The sequence below is a fragment of the Brevibacterium sp. 1718 genome (assembly GCF_051131255.1).
GTDB classification, from domain to species: Bacteria; Actinomycetota; Actinomycetes; order Actinomycetales; family Brevibacteriaceae; genus Brevibacterium; species Brevibacterium sediminis.
Genome location: NZ_CP186550.1, coordinates 3,027,156 through 3,050,808 on the forward strand (window position 1 = coordinate 3,027,156; position 23,653 = coordinate 3,050,808).

General features: G+C 65.6%; 20 protein-coding genes. 8 read left to right on the forward strand and 12 right to left on the reverse strand.

Annotated elements, in window-relative coordinates; translation table 11 throughout:
- Positions 1-10 precede the first annotated feature (10 nt).
- Both ACOZ9V_RS13640 and ACOZ9V_RS13645 read left to right on the forward strand, forming a co-directional pair.
- Positions 11-1,822 carry a phospho-sugar mutase gene (locus ACOZ9V_RS13640; RefSeq protein ID WP_434590848.1) on the forward strand — a complete coding sequence of 604 codons (1,812 nt, stop codon included), beginning with the start codon at positions 11-13 and terminating at the stop codon, positions 1,820-1,822.
- A 94-nt stretch (positions 1,823-1,916) separates the two neighbouring features.
- Positions 1,917-2,333 (forward strand): hypothetical protein, encoded by a 417-nt coding sequence (locus tag ACOZ9V_RS13645; RefSeq protein ID WP_420096337.1) that lies wholly within the window; start codon positions 1,917-1,919, stop codon positions 2,331-2,333.
- Between the two features lie 70 nt (positions 2,334-2,403).
- On the opposite strand, the gene deoC is transcribed toward ACOZ9V_RS13645, so the two are convergent.
- The 7 genes from deoC to ACOZ9V_RS13680 all read right to left on the reverse strand — a co-directional run bounded on the left by deoC (position 2,404) and on the right by ACOZ9V_RS13680 (position 10,396).
- Positions 2,404-3,051 carry a deoxyribose-phosphate aldolase gene (gene deoC, locus ACOZ9V_RS13650; protein WP_166823111.1) on the reverse strand — a complete coding sequence of 216 codons (648 nt, stop codon included), beginning with the start codon at positions 3,049-3,051 and terminating at the stop codon, positions 2,404-2,406.
- Between the two features lie 134 nt (positions 3,052-3,185).
- Positions 3,186-4,475, reverse strand: a complete 1,290-nt coding sequence (locus tag ACOZ9V_RS13655) for a thymidine phosphorylase (RefSeq protein ID WP_434590852.1) — start codon at positions 4,473-4,475, stop codon at positions 3,186-3,188.
- Positions 4,476-4,605: 130 nt separating this feature from the next.
- Positions 4,606-5,112 (reverse strand): cytidine deaminase, encoded by a 507-nt coding sequence (locus ACOZ9V_RS13660; protein WP_181272345.1) that lies wholly within the window; start codon positions 5,110-5,112, stop codon positions 4,606-4,608.
- A gap of 74 nt (positions 5,113-5,186) precedes the next feature.
- The gene (locus ACOZ9V_RS13665) at positions 5,187-6,470 is read right to left on the reverse strand and encodes an ABC transporter permease (RefSeq protein ID WP_434590856.1); all 1,284 of its coding nucleotides are present in this window, start codon (positions 6,468-6,470) and stop codon (positions 5,187-5,189) included.
- A 1-nt stretch (position 6,471) separates the two neighbouring features.
- Complete coding sequence (locus tag ACOZ9V_RS13670; RefSeq protein WP_139908661.1) at positions 6,472-7,704, reverse strand: ABC transporter permease; 1,233 nt, start codon at positions 7,702-7,704, stop codon at positions 6,472-6,474.
- Entirely contained in the window at positions 7,701-9,260 is a 1,560-nt protein-coding gene (locus ACOZ9V_RS13675; RefSeq protein WP_139908662.1) for an ABC transporter ATP-binding protein, read from the reverse strand. Before ACOZ9V_RS13675 ends, ACOZ9V_RS13670 begins: the two co-directional genes overlap by 4 nt.
- A gap of 74 nt (positions 9,261-9,334) precedes the next feature.
- Positions 9,335-10,396: a BMP family lipoprotein gene (locus ACOZ9V_RS13680; protein ID WP_229664228.1), complete on the reverse strand. Its 1,062-nt coding sequence runs from the start codon at positions 10,394-10,396 to the stop codon at positions 9,335-9,337.
- A 337-nt stretch (positions 10,397-10,733) separates the two neighbouring features.
- On the opposite strand from ACOZ9V_RS13680, the gene ACOZ9V_RS13685 reads away from it, so the two are divergent.
- From ACOZ9V_RS13685 to ACOZ9V_RS13700, 4 genes are all read left to right on the forward strand, one after another.
- Positions 10,734-12,590 (forward strand): ABC-F family ATP-binding cassette domain-containing protein, encoded by a 1,857-nt coding sequence (locus ACOZ9V_RS13685; RefSeq protein WP_434590860.1) that lies wholly within the window; start codon positions 10,734-10,736, stop codon positions 12,588-12,590.
- Between the two features lie 18 nt (positions 12,591-12,608).
- Positions 12,609-12,941, forward strand: coding sequence for a TraR/DksA family transcriptional regulator (locus ACOZ9V_RS13690; RefSeq protein WP_139468521.1), 333 nt, complete (start codon positions 12,609-12,611; stop codon positions 12,939-12,941).
- Positions 12,942-13,054: 113 nt separating this feature from the next.
- Complete coding sequence (locus ACOZ9V_RS13695; protein WP_434590863.1) at positions 13,055-14,461, forward strand: acyltransferase family protein; 1,407 nt, start codon at positions 13,055-13,057, stop codon at positions 14,459-14,461.
- A gap of 222 nt (positions 14,462-14,683) precedes the next feature.
- On the forward strand, positions 14,684-15,733 hold the full coding sequence (locus ACOZ9V_RS13700; RefSeq protein ID WP_259357717.1) for a homocysteine S-methyltransferase family protein: 1,050 nt from the start codon (positions 14,684-14,686) through the stop codon (positions 15,731-15,733).
- A 252-nt stretch (positions 15,734-15,985) separates the two neighbouring features.
- Here ACOZ9V_RS13700 and ACOZ9V_RS13705 read toward each other — a convergent pair whose 3' ends face one another.
- Both ACOZ9V_RS13705 and gndA read right to left on the reverse strand, forming a co-directional pair.
- Entirely contained in the window at positions 15,986-17,128 is a 1,143-nt protein-coding gene (locus ACOZ9V_RS13705) for an alanine--glyoxylate aminotransferase family protein (protein ID WP_139908666.1), read from the reverse strand.
- A 151-nt stretch (positions 17,129-17,279) separates the two neighbouring features.
- Positions 17,280-18,722 (reverse strand): NADP-dependent phosphogluconate dehydrogenase, encoded by a 1,443-nt coding sequence (gene gndA, locus ACOZ9V_RS13710; protein WP_434590867.1) that lies wholly within the window; start codon positions 18,720-18,722, stop codon positions 17,280-17,282.
- Between the two features lie 125 nt (positions 18,723-18,847).
- Between gndA and ACOZ9V_RS13715 the strand changes: the two genes are divergently transcribed.
- Both ACOZ9V_RS13715 and ACOZ9V_RS13720 read left to right on the forward strand, forming a co-directional pair.
- Entirely contained in the window at positions 18,848-19,360 is a 513-nt protein-coding gene (locus tag ACOZ9V_RS13715) for a gluconokinase (protein ID WP_434590870.1), read from the forward strand.
- 50 nt (positions 19,361-19,410) lie between these two features.
- Positions 19,411-20,814: a GntP family permease gene (locus tag ACOZ9V_RS13720; protein ID WP_434590873.1), complete on the forward strand. Its 1,404-nt coding sequence runs from the start codon at positions 19,411-19,413 to the stop codon at positions 20,812-20,814.
- 62 nt (positions 20,815-20,876) lie between these two features.
- Here ACOZ9V_RS13720 and ACOZ9V_RS13725 read toward each other — a convergent pair whose 3' ends face one another.
- From ACOZ9V_RS13725 to rsmA, 3 genes are read right to left on the reverse strand one after another with little or no spacing between them, the layout of a single operon-like run.
- Positions 20,877-21,650 carry a FadR/GntR family transcriptional regulator gene (locus tag ACOZ9V_RS13725; protein ID WP_434590876.1) on the reverse strand — a complete coding sequence of 258 codons (774 nt, stop codon included), beginning with the start codon at positions 21,648-21,650 and terminating at the stop codon, positions 20,877-20,879.
- A gap of 2 nt (positions 21,651-21,652) precedes the next feature.
- The gene (locus ACOZ9V_RS13730; protein ID WP_434590878.1) at positions 21,653-22,600 is read right to left on the reverse strand and encodes a 4-(cytidine 5'-diphospho)-2-C-methyl-D-erythritol kinase; all 948 of its coding nucleotides are present in this window, start codon (positions 22,598-22,600) and stop codon (positions 21,653-21,655) included.
- The gene (rsmA, locus tag ACOZ9V_RS13735; protein ID WP_434590881.1) at positions 22,597-23,547 is read right to left on the reverse strand and encodes a 16S rRNA (adenine(1518)-N(6)/adenine(1519)-N(6))-dimethyltransferase RsmA; all 951 of its coding nucleotides are present in this window, start codon (positions 23,545-23,547) and stop codon (positions 22,597-22,599) included. Before rsmA ends, ACOZ9V_RS13730 begins: the two co-directional genes overlap by 4 nt.
- Positions 23,548-23,653: the final 106 nt, after the last annotated feature.

The window sequence follows — 23,653 nt, forward strand, 5'->3', positions numbered from 1 at the left end:
AGGACCTCATATGACCCGCGTAGCCGACCGCTTCACGAATGGATTCGACGCCGAGGTGGTCCGTGCCTGGATCGCCGACGACCCTGATCCGCAGACGGCCATCTCCTTGGAGCACATCCTCGCCGAGGCCGAGAGCGGCGACGAGGCGGCAGTCGCCGATCTCGAGGACCGGTTCTCCGGTCCCCTCGTCTTCGGCACGGCTGGTCTGCGCGGCGAGATCGCCGCCGGCCCTAACCGGATGAACCGAGCCGTCGTCATCCGTGCCGCCGCCGGACTGGCCGCATTCCTCGCAGACACCGTCGGTGAGGGCTTCCAAGTCGTCATCGGGTGCGATGCCCGGTACAAGTCCGCGGAATTCGCCGCCGACACTGCCGCCGTCATCACCGCCGCCGGCGGAGTCGCGATTCAGCTGCCCGAGCAGCTGCCGACCCCGCTGCTGGCGTTTGCGCTGTCGCAGCGCGGGGCCGATGCCGGAGTCATGGTCACGGCCAGCCACAACCCACCGGCTGACAACGGGTACAAGGTCTACCTGGGACAGCGTCCGCTGCAGGCGATCGGATCCGAGGCCGACGCCGAAGCGGGTTCTGGCGCCCAGATCGTTAGCCCGGCCGATGTGCTCATCGCCGAAAAGATCTCAGCAGTCGAGTCCGTGGCGTCTGTGTCACGTGCGGAGTCCGGGTGGGAGCATCTCGACGAGTCGATCGTCGAGGACTACCTGTCGCGCATCGACGATCTGGGTGTCCGGGCGGAGTCGGATCTCTCGATCGTGCTGACCTCACTGCATGGTGTCGGTGCCGGAGTCGCCGAGGCTGCTCTGACCCGCACCGGGTTCACAAACCTCCACCCGGTGGCCTCCCAGCAGGCACCGGATCCGGACTTCCCGACGGTGTCCTTCCCGAACCCGGAGGAAGCCGGCGCACTCGATGAGTCCTTTGCCCTGGCCCGTGAGGTCGGTGCCGAACTCATCATCGCCAACGATCCGGATGCCGACCGATTCTCCGCGGCCATCCCGGATGAGTCGGCGGCCATCGGCTACCGTCAGCTCTCCGGCGACGAGGTGGGGCTGCTGTTGGGTGAGGACCTCGCCAGCCGACTCGCAGAAAGCGGTTCAGACGGCGCCGTTTTCGCGAACTCGATCGTGTCCTCCCGGGCTCTCGCGGCTGCGGTTAAGAGCCACGGTTTCGCCGCAGTGAACACACTCACTGGTTTCAAGTGGATATCTCGTGCCAGTCTCGGGCTTGTCTTCGGCTACGAAGAAGCACTCGGCTACTGCGTCGACCCTATGATCGTACGCGACAAGGACGGGATTTCGGCGGCTGTGACGTTCGCAGCGCTGGCCTCACGGCTCAAGGCTGCGGGCAGCAGCATCGAGGCCGAGCTCGATCGCATCCGCAATCGCGACGGATACTTCGCCACCGCTCCGCTGAGTTTCCGTCTCGACGATGTCTCTCTCATCGGCACGGCCATGGCGAAGCTGCGTGAGAACCCTCCGGCCGCTCTTGCCGGCTCCCCGGTCGCCGAGGTCCACGACCTGTCGGCAGGGTATGAGGGGCTGCCGCCGACCGATGGAATCCTGCTCCTCTCGGAGTCGAACTCGCGGGTCATCGTGCGTCCTTCGGGTACCGAGCCGAAACTGAAATGCTATCTCGAGGTCGTCGCCGAACCCTCGGAAATCCAGGCTGCGGCCGAGGCCGATGCACGTGCTGCGGCCAGCGCCGGAGTGCGCCTGCCGACCGCCTCGGCCAGCGCCTCGCTCAAACCGGCCCTAACGGAGCGCCTGAACTCGATCAGCACCGAGCTCAAAAACTTCTTCTCCCTCTAATTACTACCTCACGGCGGCCCAGCAACCTCGCGCGAGGTTGCTGGGCCGCCGTCACGTAGTATTTAGGGCCAGTAGCTGTGATAAGGAGGCGACGATGGACGTTCCTCACGATCCAGAGGTCGACGCGGTTCTGACCAGCCTGCTGGGATCACTGGGCGAAAGCAGCAGCGTCTTCGGTGCCGGTCGACTCGGTGCCGAGTGGTCGGCGAAGCGGCTGAAGACCGAAACCCATCACGCCGTCATCGAAGTTCCACCGGATGAGACCGAACGCGTTCTCAATCAGGTGACTCAGCTGGTGTCCGCACACACTCCTGCGACCGACGACCCTGTCGTCACCATCCGCGGTGTCATCGGATCAGGCTTCGCGTCGATGAATCCGGCCTACGTCATCGTCGTACTCGACCGGAGAGAGTCGACCCTGGGGATCGCGGCCCATGCAAAAGAGGGCCTCATCAAACAGCGAACGGCGCAGAAGGCCGTCACTAAGATCCGGGAAGCCATCGCCCTCTGACACTCCCAGAACTACCTGACGGCGGCCCAGCTACCTCGCGCGAGGTAGCTGGGCCGCCGTCAGGTAGTAATTAGAGGGAGTTGAGGATTGCGGCGCTGCCGGAGAGGCCCAAGCGGGACGCGCCGGCGGCGATCATCTCTTCGGCGGCTTCGGCGGTGCGGATTCCGCCGGAGGCCTTGACGCCGAGGCGGTCGCCCACGGTCTCGCGCATGAGAGACACGGCATGAGCGCTGGCGCCTCCAGCCGGGTGGAATCCGGTCGACGTCTTGACGAATCCGGCTCCGGCGGCCTCCGAGCGGCGGCAGGCTTCGACGATCTGCTCGTCGTTGAGCGCAGCCGACTCGATGATGACCTTGACGAGGGCGTCCCCGCTGGCCTCGACGACGCCGCGGATATCGGCCTCGAGTCCGTCGAAGTCCCCGGCGACGGCCTGTCCGATGTTGATGACCATGTCGACTTCGGCAGCACCGTCGGCGACGGCCTGAGCAGCCTCGGCGGCTTTGATCTCCGGCTTCACCTGGCCGGAGGGGAATCCGACGACGGTCGCCACGACGAGCTCACCCGGATCGGTGATCGGGAGCATGGACGGTGACACGCAGATCGCGAGCACTCCCAGTTCCTTCGCCTCCGCCACGAGGGCATCGACGTCGGCGCGGGTCGCTTCGGGCTTGAGCAGGGTGTGGTCGATGATGTTCGCGACATCGGTGCGGCTGGTCATTCGGTCCTCCAGAAGTGGTCGTGCAAGGTTGCGTGGTCGTGCATGGTTGCGCGTGCAGGTGCCGCGCAGAGTCATCAGGTCCAGCGTAGCTAGGCCAGCGGCCGCGCGGCAGTGCTGAGAGTGTGCGATTCGGCTCAGGTGATCGTGTCGAAGACGATCGATTCCGGCACCGAGGCGACATCCCCGCCGATCTCGACCGCGGACTCCAAAGCCTCGATGGCGCGCTCGAACCGTTCCGAGGTCGCCGTGTGCAGTGTCATGAGCGGCTGACCGGCCGTGACCGTGTCCCCTGGTTTGGCGTGCAGTTCGATTCCGGCCACGTCCTGGACCGGGTCTTCCTTCCGTGCCCGTCCGGCGCCGAGACGCCACGATGCCACCCCGACGCCCAGCGCGTCGAGCTTCGTAAGCACCCCGGAGTCGGTCGCTGTGACGACCTCAGTGTGCTCGGCGACCGGCAGAGCGGCGTCCGGGTCGCCGTGCTGGGCGCGGATCATCTGCTTCCACTTGTCCATGGCCCGACCGTCGGCCAGCGCGGCTCGAACATCGACATCGGTCTTGCCTGCCAGGCGCAGCATCTCCTCCGCCAGAGCCACGGTGAGATCGACGACGTCGGCGGGTCCGCCGCCGGCGAGGACCTCGACGGATTCGCGGACCTCGAGGGCATTGCCGACGGTCAGGCCCAAGGGCGTGGACATATCGGTGAGCAGCGCCGAGGTGTTGACGCCTGCGGCCTTACCGAGTTCGACCATCGTCTGCGCGAGTGTGCGAGCCTTCGCCAGGTCCTTCATGAACGCACCGGAGCCGACCTTGACGTCGAGGACGAGACCGGAGGTGCCCTCGGCGATCTTCTTCGACATGATCGAGGAGGCGATGAGCGGAATGCAGTCGACCGTCGAGGTGATGTCGCGCAGGGCGTAGAGCTTCTTATCGGCCGGCGCCAATCCGGATCCGGCGGCGCAGATGACGGCGCCGACGTCCTCGAGCTGGTCGACGATCGCCTCGTTGCTCAGTCCCGCCAGCCAGCCGGGAATCGATTCGAGCTTGTCCAGGGTGCCTCCGGTGTGGCCGAGGCCGCGGCCGGAGAGCTGTGGGACGGCCACGTCGAAGACGGCGACGAGCGGGGCCAGGGGCAGGGTGATCTTATCGCCGACTCCCCCGGTCGAATGTTTGTCCGAGGTGGGCCGGGGCAGGGACGAGAAGTCCATGCGCTCACCGGAGTCGATCATCGCCTGCGTCCAGTGCGCGATCTCAACCGGTGCCATGTCGTTGATGAAGATCGCCATGGCCAGGGCCGCCATCTGCTCTTCGGCGACAGCACCCCGAGTGTAGGCGTCGATGACCCAGTCGATCTGCTCCTTGCTCAGGGCTCGGCCATCTCGCTTCGCGGCGATGACGTCGACGGTGTCGAATGCTTCTACGCTCACGGTCTCAATCCTTCGTTCTCGTCGAAATCTGTGTTGTCGACGATGCGTGCGTTGTCGTCGAAATCTTCGCTGTCATCAATCCCTGCGGGGACATTCCGGGCCACAGCCGCCTCGTCGAGGAACAGGCTCGTCAGTGTTTGGCCTCATGGCCGTCGTGCGCCCCGGCCAGGTGGTCGGGGCCGAAGGCTTCGGGCAGGACCACGGACATCGGGGCGCGTCCGCTGGGCATGTTGATGACGAGGTCGTTGCCCCCGTGTTCGAACAGCAACTGTCGGCATCGCCCGCAGGGAACGAGGGTGTTGCCCTCTCCGTCCACGCAGTCGAAGGCGACGAGGCGGCCCCCGCCGGTCATGAACAGCTCGGAGACCAGCGAGCATTCCGCGCACAGCGTCACCCCGAACGAGGCATTCTCGATATTGCAGCCGCCGACGATGCGACCGTCGTCGACGAGACCGGCGGCTCCGACAGGGTAGTTCGAGTACGGCACATAGGCCTTCGTCATCGCCCGTGTCGCCTCGGCTCGCAGCAGCTCCCAGGTACCTTCGCTGAGGTCTTCGGGGCTGACCGGGGTGGGTTCCTCGCTCCAGACGGGGTCGGTCGACTCGGGTGCGGAAGCGCGGGGTTCGGGGGCAGTCATGGGGATATCTCTTCCTTCGGGTGGTGACTGTGGGGTGATCGAGGGGAAATGCCGATCCATCGCCGAGGCGGGGCTCACTTCACGTAGGGCACACCTTCCGCGGCCGGCGGGCGGACCCGACCGACGAATCCGGCGACAGCGAAGACGGTGACGATGTAGGGCAGCATGAGCAGCAGCTCGTTGGCCACCGGGGTGCCGATGGACTGCAGAGTGTTGCCGAGGCTCTTGGAGAATCCGAACAGCAGGGCCGCGAACAGCGCACCCTTCGGGTTCCACTTGCCCAGGATCATCGCGGCCAGGGCGATATAGCCCTGTCCTGCCGACATCTCCTTGCCGAACGCCAGTCCGGAGCCGACGGTGAAGAAGGCACCGCCGAGGCCGGCGATGGCACCGGCGAGCAAAGTGTTGCGCACGCGGGTGAAGTTGACCTTGATGCCGACGGTGTCCGCGGCCTTCGGGTGCTCACCGACGGCGCGCATCCGCAGACCCCACTTCGAACGGAACACGAAGATCTGCAGCGCGATGACGACGACGTACATGATGTAGACGAGGATGTTCTGGTCGAACAGCACCCGTCCGAGCACCGGAATGTCCGAGAGCAGCGGGATCGGGAGGTTCGGCAGCTTCTGGCGGGAGTTCCACAGTCCCGGGTCCTGGGTCAGCACCGTCGAGTAGAGGAAGCTCGTGACGCCGACGACGAGGACGTTGAGGACCACGCCGATGATGATCTGGTTGACCCAGTACTTCACCGCGAAGAAGGTGAGCACCACGGCGACCAGGGCACCGGCGACGGGAGCGGCGAGCAGTCCCGCGTACGGGTTCTTCACCACCGAGGCAACGACCGCAGCGAGGAACGCACCGGCCAGCAGCTGGCCCTCGATGGCGATGTTGATGATGCCCGAACGTTCTCCCACGAGACCGCACATGGCGCCGAAGATCAGCGGCACGGACAGTGCCAGGGCACCGGCGAGCAGCGTCGTCAGCGGGATGACGCCGCCGGATCCGCCGCCGGCCCAGGCGAGGAAGGAGAGAACGAAGATGACGCCGAAGAGCATCGGGAACCAGGAGCCGAGGTCGATGCGCCTGATCGCCACATAGATTGACACGGCGGCCATGATGATGAGCAGGATGCCCAGCGTCAGCCCTGCCGCGGTCGAGGACACGGCGAAGTCGGGGATGGCGAAGAAGTCTCCGCCGGTGGCCACCCGGAAGGTCGTCTCCCCGTCACGGCCGATGAAGCCGAAGAAGATGAGCGAGACGAGGGCGAGGATCGTGTAGACGATCGGGAATTTCCAGGCGATCGGCGCAAGCGCCTTGACCTGGGTCGAAGGTGTCTTATCCATGGTCTGAGCAGTCATCTCAGTCCTCCTTCCGCTTGAGCACCGGTGTGGGCAACCGGAAGATCGACCTCACCAGGGGCGGGGCCGCGATGAGCAGCACGATGACGGACTGGACGACGAGGACGATGTCGATCGGCGTACCGGTCTGGGACTGCATGAGGTAGCCGCCGGCCTTGAACGCACCGAAGAGCAGGCCCGCGAGGAACGTCCCCAGCGGTTTCGACCGTCCCAGCAGGGCGACGGTGATGGCGTCGAAGCCGATCGATCCGCTGATTCCGCCGGTGAGTTTGTATTCGGTGCCGAGCACCTGAGCGGCACCGCCGAGTCCGGCCAGGGCACCGGCGACGATCATGACGAGGATCGTCACCTTCGACACGGAGATGCCTGCGGTCCGGGCCGCGTGCGGGTTCGCGCCGACGGCCTTGAACTCGAAGCCGATCGTCGAGCGTTCGAGCAGCCACCACACGAAGATCGTGGCGAGGATGGCGATGACGAAGCCGAAGTGGAGACGGAACGGCGGCGGCAGCAGCAGGAACATCTGCGCGGAGTCGTCGATGACCCGTGACTGCGGGTTCGCCGAGGTCGTGTGCGTGAACCAGTTCTGCTTGAGCAGGTAGCCCAGTGCGTAGCCGGCGATCGAGTTGAGCATGATCGTCACGATCACCTCGTTGGCACCGGTACGTGCCTTGAGAACACCGGCGATTCCGGCCCAGATCGCACCGCCGATGATTCCGCCGATCGCGGCCACGAGCATGTGGACGACGGGAGGCAGCGGCAGCGCGTAGCCGAGGAATCCGGCGATGGTCGCGCCGAGGATGACCTGGCCCTGACCGCCGATGTTGAACAGACCGCAGCGGAAGGCCAAGGCGATGCCGAGACCGGTGAGGATGAGCGGGGTGCCCGAGACCATCGATTCGGTCAGGGGGCGGATGGCGCGTTCGGTGGTGCGTGCGTCCCAGTCGAAGACCGCTCCGCGGAACAGCGCCGAATAGGCGTTGCCGACGGTCTGGAAGAGCGTGGCGAAGAACTCGCCGGGAGCGGCGAAGAAGTTCTCGGCCGCCGCGACGACCTCCGCGTTCGACACGGCGATGAGGACACCGCCGAACAGAAGGGCGAGAACGATCGCCAGCAGCGAGACCAGCCAGGATCCCGACATGATCTGCTGGAGCAGAGTCTGTTCCTTGCCGTCCTCGGTCTCGGACTCCGGCGGCGGTGCCGCGGAAGGAGCCGCCGGTGAGATATCAGTCGTCATTTGGTCTCCTCCGCCGGGGTGGTGGCTGAGTCGTCGTCCGTTGCTTCGAGGGCTTCGTCGGCGGGAACGCCGGCCATCATCAGGCCCAGTGCTTCGCGGGAGGTCTCGGGTCCCACGATGCCGACGATGCGCCCGGCGTACATCACGGCGATTCGGTCGGCGAGGCCGTAGACCTCGTCGAGTTCGGTCGAGACGATGATGCAGGGGGTGCCGGAATCGCGTTCGGCGATGACGCGCTTGTGCACGAATTCGATCGATCCGACGTCGAGTCCGCGGGTGGGCTGGCTGGCGATGAACAGTCGCAGATCGCGGCCGAGCTCGCGGGAGAGCACCACTTTCTGCTGGTTTCCGCCGGAGAGGGTCGAGATCGGGTCGGAGACGCTGCCGAGGCGGATGTCGAACTCCTCGACTTTCTTCTTCGCCTCTTCGCTGATGACCTTCGATCGCATGTTCAGGCCCTTGGCATAGGGCTCACGGTCGTAGACGTCGAGGATCATGTTCTCGCGGATCGCGAATTCCGCGATGATGCCGTCGGTCGACCGGTCTTCGGGAACGAAGCCGATACCGGCACCGAGGCGGTCCTTGACCGAATCCCCGACGAGCTTCTTCCCGTCGAGGGTGATCGTGCCCAACCGCGGTTCGGTGAGACCGATGATCGTCTCGGCCAATTCGGTCTGCCCGTTGCCCTGGACACCGGCGACGGCGAGGATCTCGCCGCGACGGACGTCGAAGGACACGTCGTCGACGACGACGTTCTCGGCCTTGTCGACGACGGTGAGTCCGCGCACCTGGAAGGTGGCATCGCCGGGATCGGCGGCATCCTTCTCGGTCGTCAGAGACACGGCACGGCCGACCATCTGGCTGGCCAGCTCGGTCTCGGTCGACTCCGGCGAGGCCTCTCCGACGATCTTTCCGCGGCGGATGACAGTGATCGAATCAGCGATCGCGCGGACCTCACGGAGTTTGTGGGTGATGAAGACGATCGACGTGCCCTGCTCCTTGAGCTGGCGCATGATCGAGATCAGCTCGTCGGTCTCCTGCGGAGTGAGCACAGCCGTGGGCTCGTCGAGGATGAGGATCTCGGCATCCCGGGACAGGGCCTTGATGATCTCCACTCGCTGCTGGGCGCCGACCGGCAGATCCTCGATGAGGGCATCGGGATCGATGTTGAAATTGAAGCGCGAAGAGATCTCCTTGACCTTCTTGCGCGCCTCGCTGATGTCGAGGAGCCCGAGGCTCTTCGTCGGTTCGTAGCCCAGCGCCACGGATTCGGCGACGGTGAACACGGGCACGAGCATGAAATGCTGGTGGACCATGCCGATGCCCGCAGCGACGGCGTCGCCCGGCCCGGAGAACTTCACCGGCTTGTCGTCGATGAGGATCTCTCCCCCATCGGCGTCGTAGAGTCCGTAGAGGACATTCATCATGGTGGATTTGCCGGCGCCGTTCTCACCCAACAGGGCGTGGATCTCGCCCGGTTCGATGGTGAGATCGATGTGGTCGTTGGCCACGAACGATCCGAACACCTTGGTCATCCCGCGAAGCTCGAGTTTCACTGCTTCCGGTTCTCCTCACAAACTTGAAAACTGCAGGGCCGAAAGAACTCGGCCCTGCAGTTTAACCGACGAGCTTACTTCGGTGTGCTCTCAGACTCGACGACCAGGCTGCCATCGACGATCTGCTTCTTCAGATCCTCGACCTTCTTCTTCACGTCCTCGGGAACCTTGTCTTCGAAGTCGTGGTACGGAGCGAGGCCCACACCTTCGTTCTCGAGCGTGCCGACGTAGGGCTCATTCGAGAACTTGTCCTCCGAGCCTTCCTTGATGGTGTCTTCGACGGCCTGCGAGATCTGCTTGACCACCGAGGTGAGGATGATGTCGCCGTATTCGGTCGACTCGTAGCCGTCGGAGTCGACCCACACGAGGTTGACGTCGCCGGCTTCCTTCGCGGCGGCCGCGGCACCGAGGCCGACGGGTCCGGCCACGGGCATGATGACGTCGGCGCCCTGCGAGATGAGCTGCTTGGTCAGCTCCTGGCCCTGGCCCTGGTTCTCGAAGTCACCGGAGAACGATCCGTCCTGCTTCTTCTTGTTCCAGCCGAGCAGCTTGACGTCTTTCTTGTTGTCCTTATTGAACTTGTCCACGCCGTCGGCGAATCCGTCCATGAAGATCGTCACCGACGGAATCTGGATGCCGCCGAAGGTGCCGACCTTGCCCGACTTCGAAGTCGCGGCCGCAACATAGCCGGCGAGGTACGCGGCCTCGGCGGTGTTGAAGACGACGGCCTTGGCGTTGTCGATCGTCACCGGCTTGCCGTCGGCGTCGGAGAACGTGGAGTCGATGAGTGCGAAGTTGAGGTCGGGGTTCGCTTCTGCGGCTTCCTGGATCGTGTCCTCGAGGAGGAATCCGACACCGAAGGTGAGGTTGCAGCCCTGCTGCACCATGTTGTCGACGTTCGGCTTGAAGTCCGCGTCGCCCTGCGACTCGGCGAGCTTCTCTTCGATGCCGAGGTTCTTCTTCGCGTTCTCCATGCCCTCGCGGCCGGACTGGTTGAAGGACTGGTCGTCCCAACCGCCGGAGTCGGAGACCATGCAGGCCATGTAGTCGGAGCCGGATTCTCCACCTGAGCCGCAAGCCGAGAGGACGAGGGCAGATGCGGCGATCATCGACACCGCTGAAGCGAGCTTCTTCACGTTTTCTCTTTTCTGATACAGACAGCGCACACGGATGAGGGCCCTGTCTGCCCTTACCGAAAATGTGAAACCACTGGACGAACTGTCATATTTTGATGAGTTTCGGTCAGTCTAATGCACTGAGGTCATTTGGAAAGGTCCCTTAGCACCTCAATCGCGGACACCGATATGAAAAAGAAACAATCCGTCATGCGGTGGGGTTATCGGTCCGAAATGCGAACAGAAAACGCCTTGTGTTTGAGACAGAAAGATGCGGCAAACGATGCGGCCGGCGGCCGGCCGAACTGGCCCATCCGGTCAATCGGGCGAACCGCGGTGAACTAGGCTAGAGCCTGCTATGGCACATCTCCTCGGGGCAGAAGCCCTCCACCTCGAATACCCCACGCGAGTCGTCTTCGACTCGGTCACTCTCGGCGTCGAGTCCGGCGACATGATCGGCATCGTCGGCCGCAACGGCGACGGCAAGTCGAGCCTGCTCGGCATGCTCGCAGGCACCATCGAACCCGATTCCGGACGCGTGACGTATCGCGGCGGGCTGCGTCTGGGCATGCTCGGCCAGCGCGATGACCTCGATGACGAGGCGACCGTCGGCTTCTCCGTCGTCGGCGATGCCGCCGATCACGAATGGGCCGCCGATCCGCGGGCCCGTGACATCATCTCCGGTCTCATCGCCGATCTCGATTGGGATGCGCAGATCTCCTCGCTCTCCGGCGGTCAGCGCCGTCGAGTGGCCCTGGCGGCTCTGCTCATCGGCGATTGGGACATGCTCATCCTCGACGAGCCGACGAACCACCTCGATGTCGACGGCATCGCGTGGCTGGCGAAGCATATTCGCGGCCGGTGGCCGAAGAATTCCGGAGCCCTGCTGCTGGTCACCCACGACCGGTGGTTCCTCGACGAGGTGTGCACGAAGACCTGGGAGGTCCACGACCGCATCGTCGAGCCTTTCGAAGGCGGTTATGCCGCCTATGTCCTCCAGCGCGTCGAGCGCGATCGGATCGCCGCCGCCACCGAGGCGAAGCGACAGAATCTCATGCGCAAGGAACTCGCATGGCTGCGACGCGGCGCTCCCGCCCGGACGTCGAAGCCGAAGTTCCGCATCGAAGCCGCCAACCAGCTCATCGCCGATGTGCCGGAGGTGCGCAATCCGATCGAGCTGAAGAAGATGGCCACGGCCCGCCTGGGCAAGGACGTCGTCGATCTGCTCGACGTGTCCAAGCACTTCGCCGAGACCACGATCCTCGAGGATGTCACGTGGCGCATCGGCCCTGGTGAGCGCACCGGGATCCTCGGTCCGAACGGTGCCGGGAAGTCGACGCTCTTAGGTCTGGTCTCCGGTGAGATCGAACCCGATGCGGGTCGGGTCAAGCGCGGCAAGACCGTGCAGATCGGTGTGCTCGATCAGCAGTTCAAGGATCTGGCCCGCATCGCCGAATCCCGTGTGCGCGAGGTCCTCGCCGAGTCGAAGACCTCGTTCAACATCGAAGGCAAGGACTTCACTCCGGCCCAGCTGCTCGAACGGCTCGGCTTCGCGAAGGAGCATCTGTCCGCCAGGGTCAAGGAGCTCTCCGGCGGGCAGAAGCGCCGACTCCAGCTTCTGCTGCTGCTCATGGCCGAACCCAATGTCATCATCCTCGACGAGCCGACGAACGACGTCGACTCGGACATGCTCGCGGCGATGGAGGATCTCCTCGATTCCTGGCCGGGCACCCTCATCGTCGTCTCCCACGACCGGTACCTGTTGGAGCGGGTCACCGATCAGCAGTACGCGATCCTCGACAACGGACTGCGCCATGTGCCCGGCGGCGTCGAAGAGTACTTGCGGCTGCGAGCCGAACAGGAACGCCGCGGCGCTGCCGGTTCGAACAGGGCTTCCGGCGGTTCGAACGGGGCCACAGCGGGAAACGACGGGACCGGTTCCGGTGGGGCCGCCTCGGCGAGCGAAGGATCCTCCTCGGTTCCGAAACTGTCCGGCGCGGAAGCCCGGGCGGCGAAGAAGGAACTGTCGTCGATCGAGCGGCGGATGGACAAGCTGAACACTCAGATCGCGAAGAAGCACGAGGAGATGGCCGCCCACGACCAGACCGATTTCGAGGGACTGGCCAAGCTCACAGTTGCGATCCGCGAGTCCCAGGACGAACTCGACGAACTCGAGATGCGCTGGCTCGAAGCGTCCGAAGCTCTCGAGGCCTGAGTGATCGAAGAAGCGACGATGCGAGACCTGCTCGAGGCGGAACGAGCGGAGACGCAGGCGCTCATCGACCGCCTGACTCAGGGAATCGATGAGGTCTCGGCCGCTCGTGAGGGCGACAACAGCGACGACGAGCACGACCCGGAAGGGGCGACGCTCGCCTTCGAACGGTCGCAGGCCGCGACCCTGCTCGAACAGTCCGAGAACCGCCTCGAGGAGATCGCCGAGGCGGTCGACCGCCTGAACGCGGGCACGTTCGGGACCTGCATCGACTGCGGCAGACCCATCGCCGAGGCGCGGCTGGAGGCCCGCCCCTACGCGGCCAAATGCGTGAACTGCGCCGCCCGCGGCTAGTCGTTTCCATCCCCGTTCGCACGCACGAGTGCACCGTCGCACACGACCGGGCGACCGCCTCGGCGCCGGTCTGAACTTTCCCCAAAGCCTGCCGGGTGCGGTAGTGTATCGGCGTGTCATCACGGGACTATCGCATCGACCGCGCCAAGGGAATACTCATCTTCCTGGTGGTTCTGGGCCACCTCCTCGCCAGGACCTCCCCATGGGAGTCGCCGATCCTGGGCGCACCGATGTACTTCATCTACATGTTCCACATGCCGGCGTTCGTCTTCCTTGCCGGCATCACGGCGAAGTCGAACAAACTGGCCGAACGAGTTCTGACCTACTTCGTCCTCCTCGCCACGGTGCTGCCGCTCATGTGGGGGTGGATGTGGCTCTTCGGGCTCAATCCCGACTACGACTTCCTCCGACCGTTCTGGTACACGTGGTTCCTGCTGTCGATGGCGTGGTGGATGATCACGGTCCCCTTCATCGAGCGATTCCCGCGCACGATGCTCGTCGCTTCTCTGGTCGTCGGGCTCTTCGGCGGATTGCTGCCGGTCCTCGACACCGAGCTCTCCGCGGCTCGGACGATGGCGTTCTGGCCGTTCTTCGTCATCGGCAAGCTCTACGGCAAGCAGATCATCGACTGGGCGGGCAGCCTCGCGATCTGGCAGAAACTCTGTCTCAGTGCCGCTGCCCTCGCGGCCGTCGGATATTTCTTCCTCGACCAGGTCGACTACAACTGGCTCTACGGCAGCCTCAACTTCGCCCACTTCGACGTCAGCGTTCCCGAAGGCGTGGGACTGCGACTCATCGTCGACATCGGAGCGGTGCTGCTGACGCTGGCCCTTCTGTCCTGGTTGAGCAATACCAAGGACACGATCGCGACGATCGGCAAGAACAGCCTCGCTGTCTACATCCTCCACGGATTCGTCGTCCGCGCCCTGCAGCCGGTCCTCGACGACAGCCGCAACGTCCTCCACGACGCCGTCGTCCTGCTCATCTGTGTGGCCCTGGCCGTCGTCTGGACGGGCTTGCTCGCCTGGTCACCCTTCGAACGAGCGCTGCGCTGGTGGTCCTCGACCGTCACCGGCCTACTGCTCAAACCGTTCCCCTTCCTCCGGCCGGAGGACTCCGACCGTCGCAGCGGGCGAGGTCGCGGAGAGCGTGGTCGCAGCGGGCGCAATCGCAGAGATCGTGGTCACCGTGGAGATGCCGGCTACACCGGCGACGCCTATCACCCCGGGGACGCGTACAGCGAGGGTGACGGGCCGGACCGGCAGGGTCTCGGGCTGCAGCCCATGCCCGGAGTCGGCTATCAGCACTCCCCCGGCTACGAACAACAGCCCGGTCAGCAGCAGTCCTTCGCCTCCCCCGCCCCGGTTGCCGGCGAGCCGTACCCGTTGCCGGGTTCACATGAGGTTCCGCAGAACAACGCCACCTACGAACCCACTCAGGAGGTGCCCGCCGGCGCAGCCCAGCGGGCAGTGCGCTACCGTCGCCTGCCGGTCTATCTCAGCGGCGACGAGGACCGCTGACGATCGGGCCGCCTCGGCGGTCGCTGATCTTTGTGGGGACCCCACCGGAGCCCAGCGTTGCAGGCTTTCGGTCGGGCCGCCTCGGCGAGGTCGTGTTCTTTCATGGCCTTCAGCGTCGAATTATGTCGATGTGACGGACCTCACTGCGTCGATTGATGGTGTGATAATAATGTTCGGGCCGTTTGCCCGGGCTCGGCCACATCATCGAATCGGAGAGCATCCATGACCGCGACCAACGCCCTGACCCAACGCCTCGATGCCGGCCCCGTGATCTGTGCGGAAGGCTTCCTGTTCGAGCTCGAGAAGCGCGGATATCTGTCTGCCGGCGAGTTCGTCCCCGAGGTGGCCCTCGAGTTCCCCGACGCCCTGCGCTCCCTCCACGTCGACTTCCAGCGGGCCGGCTCCGACATCGTCGAGGCCTTCACCTACAACGGGCACCGCGAGAAGATGCGCGTGATCGGCAAGGAAGATCTGCTCGAACCGCTCAACCGCGCCGCCCTCCAGATCGCTCGGTCCGTCGCCGACGCCAAGCCCGGAAACTTCATGGCCGGCAACATCTCGAACTCGAACATCTGGGATCCCGCCGACGAGTCCAAGCAGTCCGAGGTGCGGGCCATGTTCGCCGAAATGGTCGCCTGGGCGGTCGAGGAAGGTGCCGACCTCATCATCGGCGAGACCTTCTACTTCGCTGGTGAGGCCATCGCCGCCGCCGAGATCGCCAAGGCCAGCGGACTGCCCGTCGTCCTCACCCTCGCCCCGATGGCCTTCCAGGAGATGGCCGACGGGGTCGGGATCGTCGAGACCGCGCAGCGCCTCGAGCAGCTCGGCGTCGATGTCGTCGGGCTCAACTGCTTCCGCGGTCCCGCGACGATGCTGCCGTGGCTGAAAGAGATCCGTCAGGCAGTGTCCTGTCACGTCGGCGCCCTGCCGATCCCCTACCGCACCACTGAGGACGAGCCGACGTTCTTCAACCTCTCCGATCCCCGCGCCGAGGTGGCCTCCCCGCACGGACGCACGTTCCCCACCGCTCTTGATCCCCTGCAGACCAACCGCTACGAGATCGGCGCGTTCGCCAAGGAAGCCTACGACCTGGGCGTCAACTACATCGGAGTGTGCTGCGGTGCGACCCCGATGCACATCCGCGAGGTCGCCGAGGCGGTCGGACTGACCACCGATGCGAGCCGCTTCTCCGAGAACATGGCCAACCACTTCATGTACGGCAGCAACGAACGGCTCGCCGACAACGTCGTGGCCCTCGGAGACACTGCCTGAGACTCGGGAGCATCGCTCACCGCTAGGCGAGCGAGGGTGCCTGAGCGTCCCCGCCATAAGGTACTCGAGCGTTCTGAGCATCCCTCACCGTCAGGGACACCACATACAGTCAGCGCCATAACCCCTCGTTGCAACGGGAGGTTATGGCGCTGACTGTATGTGCTCCGACTACCGGTAGGCAGTGGCATTGGCGGTGCGTGATGCTTCCCGGCGTTCTGCCTGTAGGCAGTGCCGGTTACGGCGCATGTGTGCTCAGGCTTCTGCGGTCACGCCGATCGAGTCGAGAGCGGCCTCGAGGCGCGCGATCGTGCCATCGATGTCGCCGAGCTTGTCGAGACCGAACAGGCCGATGCGGAAACTCGAGAAGTCCTCGGGCTCATCGCACTGCAGCGGCACGCCGGCAGCGATCTGCACACCGACTTCTTTGAAGCTGGCACCGGTCGCGAGCTTCGGATTGTCGGTGTGGACGACGACCACGCTCGGCGAGGCGAACTCGTCCGAAGCCACCGAGGGCAGTCCGCGTTCGGCGAAGACCGCGCGCACGCGCTGTCCGAGTTCGGCCTGCGCGGCGGCGAGCTTATCGAAGCCACGCTCCTCGCTTTCGACCATGAGCTTGGCATTGTGCGCGAGAGCATCAGTGGGCATCGTCGCGTGGTACGGCGCACGGCCGGCTTCGTATTCGTCGGCGATGAACAGCCACTTCTTCAGATCCATCGCGAAGCTCGTCGAGGTGGATGCCTCGACGGCGGCACGGCCGGCCTTGCTGAGCATGACGTAGCCGGCGCACGGCGATCCGCTCCACCCCTTCTGCGGAGCGGAGATGAGCACATCGACACCGAGGTCGGTCATCGACGCCCACACCGCGCCCGAGGCGATGCAGTCGAGAACGAAGATTCCGCCGACCGAGTGCACAGCCTCGGCAACCTGGCGAACGTAGTCATCGGGCAGGAGCATCCCCGAGGCGGTCTCGACGTGGGGAGCGAACACGACAGCGGGCTTCTCGCGCTCGATGGCGGCGACCACCTCGGCGACGGGGGCCGGCGACCACGGCGACTGGTGCTCGGCACTGTCCGGGGAGGCCTTGAGCACGGTCGTCTCCGAGGCGATGGCTCCGGCGTCGAGGATCTGCGACCAGCGGAAGGAGAACAGACCGTTGCGCACGATCAGCGCCTTCTTGCCGGTGGCGACCTGACGGGCAACGGATTCCATGGCGTAGCTGCCGCCGCCGGGGACGATGGCAGCGGAATCGGCATCGTAGGCCGAGCGCAGGATCCGGTTGATCTCCTGCATCACGGACACGAACCGCTGCGACATGTGGTTGAGTGATCGGTCGGTGAAGACCACCGAGTATTCGAGCAGTCCGTCCGGGTCAACATCTTCGTGTGGCAAAGTCATGGCTCTAACATATCGACAGTCCGCCATCCGGGCCACCGGAGTCGATCAGTGAGATCGCAGCGACCCTCGCCGAGGCGGCCGAACGTCAGTTTCACCGCGCACCGAGGCGGCCCCGTCGTTCCGGTCGACCATCACCGAGGCGGCCCGACGATCAGACTTCGACTTCGCCCCGATCCCCCGACCACAGGGTATGGAAAGTCCCGGGACGGTCGGTGCGTGCGTAGGTGTGCGAACCGAAGCGATCGCGTTGGGCTTGGATGAGGGCGGCACTGCCCGCCTCGGTGCGCAGTCCGTCGAAGTAGGCCAGCGTCGAGGACAGTCCCGGCACGGCGATTCCGTGACCGATGGCCTCGACCACGGTCGTCCGCAGGGATTCCTGGCAGCGGTCGGCGACCTCGCGGACGAAGTCGGCGGCGAGCAGGTTCTCGGGCGGAGTCGGTACGTCGAAGGCCTCGACGATTCGATCGAGCAGGCGGGCCCTGATGATGCACCCGGCCCGCCAGATTCCGGCGAGCGCCCCGAGGTCGATGTCCCATCCGTGTTCGACTGCCCCGACCGCGATCTCGTGGAAGCCCTGGACATAGGCCATCACCTTGCCCAGCAGCAGGGCCTTGCCGATCTCCTCGATGCGAGCCGCACGCTCGTCCGGAGACAACGACGACGATCCGGCGCCGGGACGGGGACCGGCCAAGCGGAGTCCCTGAGCGCGCAGATCGACCGAGGATGACAGCGAACGGGAGAAGACCGCCTCGGCGATGGTGGGCACCGGAACCCCGAGATCGAGCCCGACCTGCGCCGTCCACGCACCCGTGCCCTTGGCCTTCGCGGCGTCGGCGACGATGTCGACGAACGGCCGACCCGTCGCCTCATCGACGTGGTCGAGGACGTCGGCGGTGATCTCGATGAGGTAGGACTCGAGCTCTCCGGTGTTCCAGTCGGCGAAGACCTCGGCGATCTCGGGCGGTGTCATGCCGAGGCCGTCACGCAGGAGGGTGAAGGCCTCGCTGATGAGCTGCATATCGGCGTATTCGATGCCGTTGTGGACCATCTTGACGAAATGGCCGGCCCCGTCGGTGCCGATGTGATCGACGCAGGCCTCGTCTCCGACCTTCGCAGCAATGGGTTCGAGCAGGGGACGCAGGCGCTGCCATGCGGTCTCCGATCCGCCGACCATGAGGGAAGGCCCGAGCAGGGCGCCGACCTCTCCCCCGGAGATGCCGACCCCGGCGAACTCGATGCCGGTGCGATCGAGTCGAGTCCCGCGGGCGATCGTGTCCCGGAAGTGGGAGTTGCCGCCGTCGACGATGATGTCTCCGGGGGCGAACGCCTCGGCGAGATCGCCGATCGCCGCATCCGTGGCGCCTCCGGCATTGACCATGAGGATCGCCACTCGTGGTTCGTTGAGCTTCCCGGCCAGGTCGGTCGGGTCGGCGGCGACGAGGAAGTCCGCCTCGGGGAAGTCCTGCGCCAGGTTCTGGGCGCGCTCGACGTCGCGGTCGTAGACGGCCACTCGGCGGCCCGACTCACGGGCGAGGTTGCGGGCGAGATTCGACCCCATCACGCCGGTTCCGATCACCGCGACATCGGCCTTCATGAGCATCCTTCTTCCCTGTGATCAGCAGTGTTGACAGTCGCTTCCCACCAGCACTACGGTGCAATAAATCTGTTTTAATAACTGATTATAGATATTTCTTCATATTTTATCGAGAGGTTTCGGTTATGGGTCACAGCCCTTTCCTTCCACCGCTCGTCATCATGGGTGTCTCGGGAACCGGCAAAACCGTCCTCGGCGCGCAGGTGGCGCACGCCCTCGACCGTCGATTCGTCGACGCCGACGATCTGCACTCCGCGGCGAACAAAGCGAAGATGAGTTCCGGGGTGCCGCTCACGGATGAGGATCGCTCCCCCTGGCTTAACAGCGTCGCCGTCGAGGCCGCCCGCACCCCGGCCCCGGTCATCGCGTGCTCCGCGCTCAAGCGCACCTACCGTGACCTGCTGCGCAGGTCGGCACCCTCACTCGTCTTCATCCACCTCGACGGTCCTCGCGAGGTCATCGCCGACCATCTGGCCCGCCGCGACCACGAGTTCATGTCTCCCGATCTGCTCGATTCGCAGCTGGCCACCCTCGAACCGCTCGCTGCCGAGGAAGCTCACGCCACCGTCGACGTCGACCGGTCGATTCCCGAGGTTCTGAATGCGGTCCTCGAATCCGTAAAGCGGCTGAACGCATGATCGTCCCGTCCACCGTCCGCCCATCCATCTGACCTCAAGGAAGAGGAACAATGACCGAACTCGAATTGGCCTGGACCCTGCCGACTCCGGCCCTGCTGGGAATCGCAGCCGCGGCGATCGCCGTGCTGCTCCTGCTCATCATCAAGGCACGCGTCCACGCCTTCATCGCCCTCGTCATCGTCTCAGTGATCACAGCACTGGCCGCCGGCATCATGCCCGGCGACCTCATCGACGTCCTCTACGACGGCTTCGGATCCACCCTGGCCAGTGTGGCTCTGCTCGTCGGACTCGGTGCGATGCTCGGGCGGATGCTCGAACTCTCCGGCGGCGCCGAGGTGCTCACCGACGCCCTCATCCGCCTCTTCGGTGAGAAGCGCGCACCCTTCGCCCTCGGCGTGACCTCGCTGCTCTTCGGCTTCCCGATCTTCTTCGACGCCGGCCTCGTCGTCATGCTGCCGATCATCTTCACGATCGCGCGCCGCCTCGGCGGGTCTCTGCTGCTCTACGCGATGCCTGCGGCCATGGCATTCTCCGCCATGCACATCTTCGTACCCCCGCACCCCGGCCCTGTCGCAGCCTCCGGACTGCTCGGCGCGAACGTCGGCCTCGTCCTCATCTGCGGAATCATCATCGCCATCCCCTCCTGGTACCTCACCGGGTATCTGTTCGGGCTCATCATCGGCAAACGCATCGACGTCCCGGTCCCGACGGTCCTTTCGGCCGGGAAGGACGACAACTTCAAAGATTTCGCCTCGCGCCCGAAGCTCGGCCACGTCATCTTCCTCCTCGTCCTGCCTCTCGTGCTCATCTTCCTCAACACCGGGCTGAACTTCGCCGGTGAAGCAGGGTGGGTCCATATCGAATCGGTGGGCATCAGCTCCCTGCGACTGCTCGGAGAGACGCCGATCGCCCTGCTCATCACCGTCGTCATCGCCATGTGGCTGCTCGGCTGGAAGCAGAAGAAGGACCAGTCGCTCATCGAGACCGTCGTCGACTCCGCGCTCGGCCCGGTGTGCTCGATCATCCTCATCACCGGTGCCGGCGGCATGTTCGGCGGAGTGCTGCGTGCCAGCGGCATCGGCGATTCCCTGGCCGATTCGCTGGCTGCCCTCGGCCTGCCCGTCATCGTCGCCGGCTTCGTCATCGCCGCGATCGTGCGTATCGCACAGGGTTCGGCGACGGTGGCGCTGACGACCGCGGCGGCACTGGTCCAGCCGATCGTCGTCGGCAATCCGGACTTCTCGAGCCTGCAGGTCGTGGCGATCGTGCTGTCGCTGGCCGCCGGTTCGGTCTTCGCCAGCCACGTCAACGACTCCGGCTTCTGGCTGGTGTCCCGCTTCTTCGGGATGGATACGAAGACGACGCTGAAGACCTGGACCGTCGCCGAGACGCTGCTCGGCACAGTCGGATTCCTGCTCAGCCTCGCCCTCTACGGAGTCGTCAGCCTGTTCTGAAGCCGGTGCTCAGCCGCCCGGGCGCTTGGGTGCTCAGATGCCCGGGCGCCTCGGCACCTTCGTCAATTGCTGGGGTGCCGGGGTTCGTCAGCCCAGACGCTGCCCATCTCCGCATCGGCCTTGGCCACGATCTTCGCCATCGCGTCCTTCGCCCGGGCCGGGTCCTGCCCGCCGATGGCATCGGCGACGTCGAAGTGCCATTGCAGGGCATCCGGGTGCGGGAACTTCGGCATCAGTCCCGCTCCGGTGCGGCCGGCGAGGATCTCGCCGATGACGGTGTCGAAGGCGGCGAAGAGCTCGTTGCCTCCGGCTCCGAGCACTGCCCGGTGGAATTCCACATCGGCTTCGAGGAACGCCTCGACATCGCCCTGCCTGCCCGAGGCTCGCATCCGAGCGGCCAGACCCATGATCTCCTCGGCGGCTTCTGCAGGGGCATACTGTGCGGCCAGTCCGGCCGCTTCGGGTTCGATGGCCACTCGCAGTTCCGTCAGCGACCGCAGCTGCCGCGCCGGCGCCTCGGTCATCCTCCAGCGGATGACGAGCGGGTCGAGCAGCATCCATTCGCTCATCGCGAGCACGACGAGGCCGACCCGACGGATCGGCTGCAGCATGCCCAATGATTCGAGGACTCGGACGACTTCGCGCACCACCGACAGCGACACATCGTAGCGGGCACGCAGATCTTCGGCCTTGATGATCGTCCCGGCGGCCAGCCGCCCGGCGACGATGTCCTGTCCGACCTGATCGCGCAGCGTTTCATGGAGGTTGCTGCGATTCTCCGGGCTCGATTTCGGACTGTCGGCCGCCTCGGCGGGGGTGTGGTTCTCCTCCCCCACGGTCAGCCGCCGTCCACGATATGCGCTCCGGGGGCGGGCCCGGTGGTGCGCAGTGCTTCGTTGACGCCGCGCGTAGCCTGCAGGAGCACAGCGAGGTCGAGGGCGTGGTGGGCGTCGCGGGCGAGGAAGCCGATCGTCGGCCCTGACCCGCTGAGCAGGGGCAGGACGGCGCCAGCGTCCCGGCCGGCCTCCATCACCTCGGCGATTTCGGGCATGAAGGACACGGCCGCCTCGGTGAGATCGTTCGCCGCGAATTCCGCGAGCGAGTCCGGTTCGCCGGCGGCGAGCGCCGTGAGCACCTGATCGGGGACGGTCGCGGGTGCCGGGTCGGGGTTGAGTTCGTCGAAGCGGGCGTAGACGTCCGGGGTGGGCAGGGGCGACGCCGAGGTGGCCATCACCCAGTGGAAGGTTCCGCGGGTGAGCACGGGGCTCAGCTTCTCCCCGCGACCGTGGCCGATGGCCGTGCCTCCGCGCAGGAGGAAAGCGACGTCGGCCCCGACGGCGACCGCACATTGGTGGAGGATCGCCTCATCGACTCCGCCGACGAGGTGAGCGGCTCCGACGAGCGCGGCGGCCGCGTCGGCCGATCCCCCGCCCATTCCGCCAGCCACGGGCACCTGTTTGTCGATGACGATGTCGAGGTCGCGCAGCACATCGACATCCCGGTCGCCCTCGAGCGCGGCGATGAGGAGGTCGACGGCGCGTCTGGCGAAGTTCGATTCATCGCGTGGGACCTCGGCATCCGCGTAGCGGCCCTGGACGATGATCGTTCGTGTTCCGCCCGGAATGAGAGTGAGGGTCTCGCCGAGGTTGAGCGCTTGGAATACGGTCGCGAGTTCGTGATACCCGTTGTTCGCCGCACCCACACCGAGGTGGATGTTGATCTTCCCCGGCGCCTGCACTTTCACCGGGGCCGGGATCGTCATGCGCGGATGCAGCGGGACGGTCATGGTGAGGGATCCTCGGCGGGCGGGGCCGGTGCAGCGGCATCTCCGTTGGAGGCGCCACCGTCGTCGACGGCAACGGCGGCGAGGCGTTGGAAGTCGGCGACGGTGAGGACCTCGCCGCGGGTCTTCGGGTCGATTCCGGCGGCCGTCAGCAGGTCTTCGGACTGCTGGGGGCTGCCGGCCCATCCGGACAGGGCTGCGCGCAGGGTCTTGCGGCGCTGGGCGAAAGCGGCGTCGATGAGGGTGAAGAGGCGGCTGCGCACGGCCGGGTCGCGGTCGGTGCGGGTGACGTCGATGCGGACGAGTCCGGAGTCGATGTTCGGGGCCGGCCAGAACACGTTCTTGCCGATCTTGCCCGCCAGCTGCACGTCCCCGTACCACTGGGCTTTGACGCTGGGGACTCCGTAGGTGCGGGAGCCGGGGGCGGCGGCGAGCCGTTCGGCGACTTCGAGCTGGACCATGACGAGGACGGTTGTCAGGCTCGGGAAGGTCTCGAGGAAGTGCAGCAGCACGGGCACGGCCACGTTGTAGGGCAGGTTCGCCACGAGCGCATCGGGCTGGTTCTCACCGGCGTCAGGCGTGTCGGTCGCGGCTTTGGTGGTGTGCTGCGGCGTGGGCAGCGTCGTGACGCGCAGGGCGTCGGCGTTGACCAGCTGGAACGGTGCGTCACTGCCGGCGAACCTGTCGACGGTGCTCGGCAGCTTCTGTGCGAGCAGTTCGTCGATCTCGACCGCGGTGACCCTGTGACCGGCTTCGAGCAGGCCGAGGGTGAGCGAACCGAGTCCCGGACCGATCTCGACGACGTTCGAGTTCTCATCGAGCCCTGCGGCGGTGACGATCGAGCGCACGGTGTTGGGGTCGATGACGAAGTTCTGGCCCTTCTGCTTCGTCGGGCGCAGACCGATGTCAGCGGCTAATTCGCGGATATCGCGGGCGGTCAATAACGTCACAGCCAACAACTTACCGCAACGGTCGGCTCGCACAATCACCTCGGCGGCCCGGCGGTTCGGCCGGGCCGCCTCGCCGCGGGGAATGACCCCACCGCGCAGACGATAG